Genomic DNA, 7,281 nt, shown 5'->3' with positions numbered 1-7,281 from the left:
CCCGCCCCGCCCCGACCCGCCCCGACCGGACGGGAGGCGCGGTGCCAGCTGGCACGGCGCCTCCCGTCCGTTCCGGGGCTGGCCCTCAGACCAGGCCGAGCTTCTTCCGCAGGCTCGCCACGTGGCCGGTCGCCTTGACGTTGTAGAGCGGCAGCTGCACGGTGCCGTCCTCGTCGACCACGATCGTCGAGCGGATCGTCCCGGTCACGATCTTCCCGTAGTTGTTCTTCTCGCCCCACGCGGCGTAGGCCCTGTGCACGCTCAGGTCGGGATCGCTCAGCAGCGGGAAGGTGAGCGCCTGCTCGTGCTGGAACGTCTTGAGTTTCGACTGCTCGTCCTTGGAGACGCCGAGGACCTCGTAGCCGGCGGCCTGCAGCGAGGACATGTTGTCGCGGAAGTCGCAGGCCTCGGTGGTGCACCCGGGGGTCGAGGCCGCGGGGTAGAAGTACACGATGACCTTCTTGCCACGGAGGGCTGCGAGCGAGCGCTCGACGCCGTCCTGGTCGGGCAGCGTGAAGTCGGGTGCGGCGTCGCCGGCGGCGAGACGGTCGGTCATGGTGCTCCTGTTCGCGTCGTGTGCCACGAGTGGTCGTGGGCACGCTGAACCCATGCTATTGTTGATTCCCGTTGCGGCACGGAAGCCGGAACATGCACCTCTAGCTCAATTGGCAGAGCAACTGACTCTTAATCAGTGGGTTCTCGGTTCAAGTCCGAGGGGGTGCACCGAACGGCCCGGTGGTTGTGTCCCAAGATGCATCCCGCCGGGCCTTTTTCGTTCCGCGCGCAGGACACGCCCGGGGTGCACCGGGCGGCCGATTCAGCCGTCGACCACGTCGACGATGCGCTCCTCGCCGACGACGGGCTCCACCGCTCCGGCCGAGGCCGCCGCGAGGTCGGCGGTCAGCGCGTCGAGTGCGGTGCGTGGGACCCAGACCTCGAAGGTGGCGACCCGGCCGTACGCGGTCGGCCCGAGGGTCGCGTGGTGGTGCCGCACCCAGTCCCGCAGGACGTTGTCGAGCCGCCCGGCGTCAGCGTGGTCGACGTCGAACCGCACTCGGATCAGGGCCTCGCGACGGACGAGCGCGGCGGTGTCGAGGGCCTCGGAGACCGAGGTGGAGTAGGCGCGAACGAGTCCACCCGCGCCGAGCTTCACCCCGCCGAAGTACCGCGTGACGACCGCGACGACGTCGGTGAGCTCGCGGCGTCGCAGCACCTCGAGCATCGGGACGCCCGCGGTCCCGGACGGTTCGCCGTCGTCCGAGGAACGTGCCTGGTCGCCGAGTACGCCCGTGACCATGGCCGTGCAGTTGTGCCGGGCGTCCCAGTGGTGGCGGCGCACGTCGGCGATCACGCGGTCGGCGTCCTCGACCCCGGAGACGGGCGCCAGGGTCGTGATGAACCGCGACTTCGTGATGACGACCTCGTGCTCGACGGCCTCGGCGATCGTCGAGGGGAAGCTGCGGGGCATGCCCCGAGGGTAGCGGCCGAGGGTCGGGCTCCCGCGCTAGCATGTCGTCCACGCGCGCGGCCCCCAGGCCGGGCACGGACACGGCTGGGGAGGGGTCCGGGATGGACGCAGGCGATCAGAAGGGCGGGGCCCTCGACGCCGCGGAGCTCGCGCGCCGCCTGAACCTGCTGCTCGACTTCGAGGAGTCCCAGCGCGGGGCCCCGGTACCGTTCTCCGCGATCGAGGAGTACGTCGCCGGCCGCGGCGGGTCGCTCTCGCGGGCGAAGTGGACCTACATGCTCTCCGGCGACGGTCGCCGCAACCGCGACACCGGGCTCCTGCGCCTGCTCGCCGGGTTCTTCGCGGTCGACGAGCGCTTCCTGCTCGAGGACAGCGAGGTCCCCGCACGCATCGGTGCCCAGCTCGCCCTCGTCCGGTCCCTGCGCTCGGCCCGCGTCAGCGGGTTCGCCGCACGCACGTTCCCCGGCGAGCTGTCGCCCGAGGCGCTCCGGCGCATCGCCGAGGTGCTCGAGGAGGAATCGCAGCGGGGGAGCGTCCCGTCCGCCGTGGAGGAGTCCGTGTAAGGTCTGTAGCAAGTGCTACAGATCCTGTGGCCCGCCGAGTGGGTACTCGGCCGCGTTGGGGGCGGCCGAGCACCACCGACACTCGTCCTAGGATCGGACCGTGCTCGTCTTCGCCGCAGTCGTCCTGTTCATCGGTGCCGTCTTCAACGTCATCACCTGGCCGCGCTTCTTCCAGCGCGTCGCGAAGGACTCCCGTGCCCGCGACGCCGCCGGCAAGCCGACGACGTTCTACACGGTGCACCTCGTGCTCCTGCTCATCGCGATCGCGATCGCCGTCGCCTCGGTGGTCGCCGGGATCCTGCTGCTGGTCTGAGCCCGGCTGGGCGGCCCTGGCCCGGTCCGCCCGACGGACGGGAGGCCCGTGGCAGCGCTGTGCCGCGCCTCCCGTCCGCCCTCCGGTCCGGAGGTGTGCCGCCGGTCGGCGTTCGCGGCGCCGGTCGCCACGGCGCTGCAGCGCCGCTGCAGCGCCGGTTCAGCCCCGCTTCAGCGGCGCCCGCCAGGATCGACGCCATGCGTGTGCTGGTGGTCGACGACGAGGCCCGCCTCGCGGACGGTGTCCGCCGTGGTCTGGAGGCCGAGGGGTGGGCGGTGGACGTCGCCCACGACGGCGTGGACGGGCTCTGGCACGCTCGCGAGTTCCGCTACGACGCGATCGTGCTCGACCTCATGATGCCCGGTCTGAGCGGCTGGGCGGTCTGCGCGCAGCTCCGCGCAGACGGCGACTGGACCCCGGTCCTCATGCTGACGGCGAAGGACGGCGAATGGGACCAGGTCGAGGCGCTCGACGCCGGGGCCGACGACTACGTCACGAAGCCGTTCTCGCACCCGGTGCTGGTCGCGCGGCTGCGAGCCCTCGTCCGGCGGGGCGCGCGGGAGCGTCCGACCGTGCTGACCCTGGGCGACCTGGTCGTCGACCCCGCGGCACGGACCGTCGCCCGCGGTGACGTGTCGATCGACCTGACGAGTCGCGAGTTCGCCGTCCTCGAGTACCTCGCCCGTCACGCGGGCCAGGTGCGGTCGAAGCGGGACGTCATCGAGAACGTCTGGGACGTCGACTTCGACGGCGACCCGAACATCGTCGAGGTGTACGTCGGACACCTGCGCCGGAAGATCGACCGGCCGTTCGACCGCGCCGCGCTCGAGACGGTGCGTGGCGCCGGGTACCGACTGGCGGACGACGGTGGCTGACGGCGGCCCGAGGCAGCCGCGTCGACGGCGCTTGCGATCCGTCCGGGCGCGCACCACCCTCGGCGCCGGGGTCGTCGTGCTCGCCGCCCTGGTCGTCGGCGCCGTCGCGTTCGTCGTCGTGCTCCGGCTCGTGCTGCTCGACGGGGTGCGGACATCGGCCGAGGCGGGCCTCGAACAGGTGTCGTCGCGGGTCGACGTGGACGGGGCCGGAGCGGTGTCCGACTACGAGGACGTCCTGGTGCAGGTCGTCGGTGGCGGCGGCGCGGTCCTGGCGCACGGCGAGGACGCCGACGAAACCGCCCTGCCGACCGCCGATGAGACCCGTTGGTCGCACGACGGCGAACGGTGGCTGCTCGTCGCCGACGACGTCGACCTGCCCGGGGGTGGTGAGGCGACCCTGGTCTACGGCGTCACGCTCGCACAGGCCGACACCGCGGTCGGGACGGCCGTCGCGCTCCTCGCCGTCGGGGTGCCCGCCCTGGTCCTCCTCCTCGTGGCCGTCACCTGGACCGTGACGGGCCGTTCCCTGCGCCCGGTCGAGCGGATGCGCACCGAGGTCGAGACGATCCGCGTCGCCCGTCCGGAGGCGCGCGTGGAAGTGCCCGACACCGGCGACGAGGTCGCACGACTCGCGACGACGATGAACGCCATGCTCGATCGGCTGGACCGCTCCGCCGGGAGCCAGCGGCGGTTCGTGTCCGACGCCTCCCACGAGCTCCGGTCGCCGATCGCCTCGATCCGGCAGCACGCCGAGGTCGCCGTGGCACACCCCGGCCGCACGGAGGTCGCCCAGTTCGCCGACGTCGTCCGTTCCGAGGCGGTCCGCCTGCAGGACCTCGTCACGGGGCTGCTGGAGCTGTCCCGGCTCGACGAGGGGGGCATCCGGACGCTGCGGCCCGTGGACCTCGACGACCTCGCCCTCGACGCCGTCGCCCGCGCACGCGCACGCGAGGGCGTGCAGGACCCGCCCGACGGCGGAGCCCGGATCCGCGTCGACGGTTCGGCGATCGCGGCGGCCCGGGTGCTCGGCGACGAGCGTCTGCTGGCCGGCGTGGTCCGGAACCTCGTCGACAACGCCATCCGGCACGCCTCGTCCCGCGTCGCCGTCGCGCTGGCCGAACAGGACGGGTCCGCCGTGCTCACCGTGGACGACGACGGCTCCGGGGTCCCCGAGGCCCAGCGTGAACGGGTCTTCGAGCGCTTCGTCCGGCTCGACGAGGCCCGCAGCCGGGATGCCGGTGGGGCGGGGCTCGGGCTCGCCATCGCGCGCGATGCCGTGCGGGCCCACGGCGGGGACACGAGTGTGACCACGTCGCCCCTCGGCGGCGCCCGGTTCGTGGTGCGCATCGCACTCGGCGGCTGAACAGGCGGCTTCAGGGCTGCTTCAGCACCCCGGCGACATGCTCGTCCCCATGAACCTCCGAACCCAGTCCCAGAAGCCCTCCGCTCGCCGGATCGCCGCCCTCGCAGCCCTGCCGATCGCCGCGGCACTCGCCCTGACCGGCTGCGCCTCGGACGACGCCGACGACGCCACCGGCTCGGCCGGCACGTCGGTCGGTGGCTCGTCCGACAGCGGGGCAGCCACCGGCTCGGCCACCGCGGCGTCCGTGGCTTCGAACGGCGCCCTGCTCGCCGCCGTCGCGACCGCCCGCGGTGAGGTCGGGTCCGGCACGGTCATCTCGGTCGAGCAGGAGCAGGGCGCTTCCTCGTACGAGGTCCTCGTCGTGACGAAGGACGGCACCGAGCACGAGCTCCACACGACCGCCGACGGCACCGCGGTCGCGGGGACGCCGCAGACCGAGGCCGCCGACGCGGATGACCGGGCCGAACACCAGCGCTTGGTCGCCGCCGCCGACCTCAGCGCCGAGCAGGCCGTCAGCGCGTTCGAGGACCTGCACGCCGGGACGGTCACCGAGCTCGGACTCGACGACCACCTGGGCAAGGTCGTCTGGGAGGGCGACGTGCTCGATTCCTCGGGCACGAAGCACAGCGTGCGCATCGATGCCGGTTCCGGCGACGTCGTCACCGACCGCACCGACACCGACCGCACCGACACCGACCGCGCCGGCACCGACGACTGAGCCGGACGGCAGCGTGCGCGGTCAGGACTCCTGCAGCGGCGGGCCGAGCACCTTCCGGATCGCCAGCGCGGCGAGCTGCTCGTCGGGGGTGTCGAGCAGCAGGCGGTAGGTGTCCTGCTCCGTCACGAACTCGACGCACACCGCGTCCTCGTCGCACGGGCCGACCCGCCACCCCTGCACCCCGTCCATGGGGACGGCGGTGCGCGCCTCGCGCTGGTAGTCCGTCTCGGCCTCGAGTCGGTCCGAGAACACCCGGAGGCGTCCGTACGCACCTCGCCAGCTGAGCCGCAGGTCCAGGGCGGGGGAGACAGAGGGGTCCGGCACACGCCGATCGTAGCGACGGCTGCCGGACCCCTCTGCCGCTCGGAGTGCGAGCTCGCGCTCCGGGGACAGGCGCGGTGGCCTACGCGCCGTCGCCGTGGTCCCGGCGGCGCACCTGGGCTGCCGGGTCGCGGACGCCGATCGGGTACGGGCCGGTGACGCCCTCGCGCAGGGCGGCTATGCGCAGGATGCGGTCACGCTGCAGGAACCAGCCGACGACGAGCAGTGGGATCACGATCACGAGCGACGCGATGGTCCACGTGCCGACGGGGTAGTCGATCGCCATCAGGACGACGACCGAGGCGAGGAACGCCAGGGTGAGCCACGCGGTCACGGGAGCACCAGGCAGCTTGAACGACGGCTCCTTCGCCAGTCCCTGCTTCGCCCATGACCGGAGCCGCATCTGGCACAGGATGATCGTTCCCCACGCCGTGATGATGCCGAGGCTCGCGATGTTCAGGGCGATCTCGAACGCCTGGCTCGGGACGAAGTAGTTCAGGACGACACCGGCGACGGTGAAGCCCGCGGTGAGCAGGATGCCCGCGTACGGCACGCCGCCCTTCGACATCTTCGTGGTCCACTTCGGCGCCGAGCCGTTCATGCCCATCGAGTGCAGCGCGCGGCCGGTCGAGTAGAGCCCCGCGTTGAGCGACGACAGTGCCGCGGTGAGCACGACGAAGTTCATGATGCCGCCGACGATCGACCCCACCTGCGGGTTGCCGAGCGACGAGAAGAACGTCACGAACGGGCTCTCGCCCTCTTTGTACGCCGTGTACGGCAGCAGCAGGGAGAGCAGGACGATCGAGCCGACGTAGAACACGGCGATGCGGAAGACCACCGAGTTGATCGCGCGGGGGATCACCTTCTCGGTGTTCTGCGTCTCGCCGGATGCGGTGCCCACGAGCTCGATGGCGGCGTAGGCGAAGACGACACCCTGGATCACGATGACCGCGGGGAGCAGCCCGCTGGGGAAGAGTCCGCCGTTGTCACCCCAGATCGAGAAGCCGGTGCGGACGGTTTCGCCGCCGGCCTCGACCGGGAACGCGAAGACGAGCCAGATGATCGCGACGACCAGGAACGCGACGAGGGCCGCGACCTTGATGAGCGCGAACCAGAACTCGAGCTCGCCGAAGACCTTGACGGCCACCATGTTGGCGGCGAGCACGACGATCAGAGCGATCAACGCGAGGAGCCACTGCGGAGCGGCGGTGAAGGCAGACCAGTACTGCAGGTAGATGGCGACGGCGGTGGTGTCGACGATCGAGGTCATCGCCCAGTTCAGGAAGTACATCCAGCCCGCGGCGTAGGCGAACTTCTCACCGTAGAACTCGCGGGCGTACGAGATGAACGACCCGGACGAGGGGCGGTGGAGCACGAGCTCGCCGAGGGCGCGCAGGATGAAGAACGCGAAGACGCCGCAGACCAGGTACGTCACCGCGAGCGCGGGCCCCGCGGTGTGGAGTCGTCCACCCGCGCCGAGGAAGAGGCCGGTGCCGATGGCCCCACCGATCGCGATCATCTGCAGTTGCCGGGGCTTCAGACCGTGCTGGTAGCCCTCTTGCTCGTGCGAGAAGTCGTTCGCCGGGGCACCGTTCACGCCGGTGTCGTTCTGCGCTGTCATGCGCGACAACCTACATGCGCTCGGAATCGGGTCGGCACA

Annotated in this window: 9 protein-coding genes and 1 tRNA gene; 6 read left to right on the top strand and 4 right to left on the bottom strand. The window is 71.7% G+C overall.

What is annotated here, in order from left to right:
• Positions 1-85 precede the first annotated feature (85 nt).
• The gene (bcp, locus tag ITJ56_RS17065; protein WP_194631828.1) at positions 86-556 is read right to left on the bottom strand and encodes a thioredoxin-dependent thiol peroxidase; all 471 of its coding nucleotides are present in this window, start codon (positions 554-556) and stop codon (positions 86-88) included.
• Between the two features lie 94 nt (positions 557-650).
• Here bcp and ITJ56_RS17060 point away from each other — a divergent pair.
• A tRNA-Lys gene (locus ITJ56_RS17060) sits at positions 651-723 on the top strand.
• 94 nt (positions 724-817) lie between these two features.
• Here the strand turns inward: ITJ56_RS17060 and ITJ56_RS17055 are convergent.
• Positions 818-1,468: a YigZ family protein gene (locus ITJ56_RS17055; protein WP_194631827.1), complete on the bottom strand. Its 651-nt coding sequence runs from the start codon at positions 1,466-1,468 to the stop codon at positions 818-820.
• 101 nt (positions 1,469-1,569) lie between these two features.
• On the opposite strand from ITJ56_RS17055, the gene ITJ56_RS17050 reads away from it, so the two are divergent.
• From ITJ56_RS17050 to ITJ56_RS17030, 5 genes are all read left to right on the top strand, one after another.
• Positions 1,570-2,031, top strand: a complete 462-nt coding sequence (locus tag ITJ56_RS17050) for a hypothetical protein (protein ID WP_194631826.1) — start codon at positions 1,570-1,572, stop codon at positions 2,029-2,031.
• 100 nt (positions 2,032-2,131) lie between these two features.
• Positions 2,132-2,344 carry an SCO4848 family membrane protein gene (locus ITJ56_RS17045; RefSeq protein WP_194631825.1) on the top strand — a complete coding sequence of 71 codons (213 nt, stop codon included), beginning with the start codon at positions 2,132-2,134 and terminating at the stop codon, positions 2,342-2,344.
• 197 nt (positions 2,345-2,541) lie between these two features.
• Positions 2,542-3,219, top strand: coding sequence for a response regulator transcription factor (locus ITJ56_RS17040; RefSeq protein WP_194631824.1), 678 nt, complete (start codon positions 2,542-2,544; stop codon positions 3,217-3,219).
• Between the two features lie 31 nt (positions 3,220-3,250).
• Positions 3,251-4,582, top strand: coding sequence for a sensor histidine kinase (locus ITJ56_RS17035; RefSeq protein ID WP_228518127.1), 1,332 nt, complete (start codon positions 3,251-3,253; stop codon positions 4,580-4,582).
• Positions 4,583-4,631: 49 nt separating this feature from the next.
• Positions 4,632-5,300: a PepSY domain-containing protein gene (locus ITJ56_RS17030; protein ID WP_194631822.1), complete on the top strand. Its 669-nt coding sequence runs from the start codon at positions 4,632-4,634 to the stop codon at positions 5,298-5,300.
• A 21-nt stretch (positions 5,301-5,321) separates the two neighbouring features.
• On the opposite strand, the gene ITJ56_RS17025 is transcribed toward ITJ56_RS17030, so the two are convergent.
• Together ITJ56_RS17025 and ITJ56_RS17020 are read right to left on the bottom strand one after the other, a co-directional pair.
• A complete protein-coding gene (locus ITJ56_RS17025) occupies positions 5,322-5,624 on the bottom strand; it encodes a hypothetical protein (RefSeq protein WP_194631821.1) in 303 nt (100 codons plus the stop codon).
• Between the two features lie 79 nt (positions 5,625-5,703).
• The gene (locus tag ITJ56_RS17020; RefSeq protein ID WP_194631820.1) at positions 5,704-7,242 is read right to left on the bottom strand and encodes an amino acid permease; all 1,539 of its coding nucleotides are present in this window, start codon (positions 7,240-7,242) and stop codon (positions 5,704-5,706) included.
• Positions 7,243-7,281: the final 39 nt, after the last annotated feature.

The organism is Curtobacterium sp. VKM Ac-1376 (genome assembly GCF_015351025.1).
Classification (GTDB): Bacteria; Actinomycetota; Actinomycetes; order Actinomycetales; family Microbacteriaceae; genus Curtobacterium.
The sequence above is the reverse complement of the archived record's forward strand: the minus strand, read 5'-3'. Positions and strand labels throughout refer to the sequence as shown.

Coding starts and splice junctions, on each gene's coding strand:
- ITJ56_RS17055 (WP_194631827.1), bottom strand. CDS start 1,468: ATGCCCCGCAGCTTCCCCTCGACGATCGCCGAGGCCGTCGAGCACGAG.
- ITJ56_RS17020 (WP_194631820.1), bottom strand. CDS start 7,242: ATGACAGCGCAGAACGACACCGGCGTGAACGGTGCCCCGGCGAACGAC.
- ITJ56_RS17050 (WP_194631826.1), top strand. CDS start 1,570: ATGGACGCAGGCGATCAGAAGGGCGGGGCCCTCGACGCCGCGGAGCTC.
- ITJ56_RS17030 (WP_194631822.1), top strand. CDS start 4,632: ATGAACCTCCGAACCCAGTCCCAGAAGCCCTCCGCTCGCCGGATCGCC.
- bcp (WP_194631828.1), bottom strand. CDS start 556: ATGACCGACCGTCTCGCCGCCGGCGACGCCGCACCCGACTTCACGCTG.
- ITJ56_RS17040 (WP_194631824.1), top strand. CDS start 2,542: ATGCGTGTGCTGGTGGTCGACGACGAGGCCCGCCTCGCGGACGGTGTC.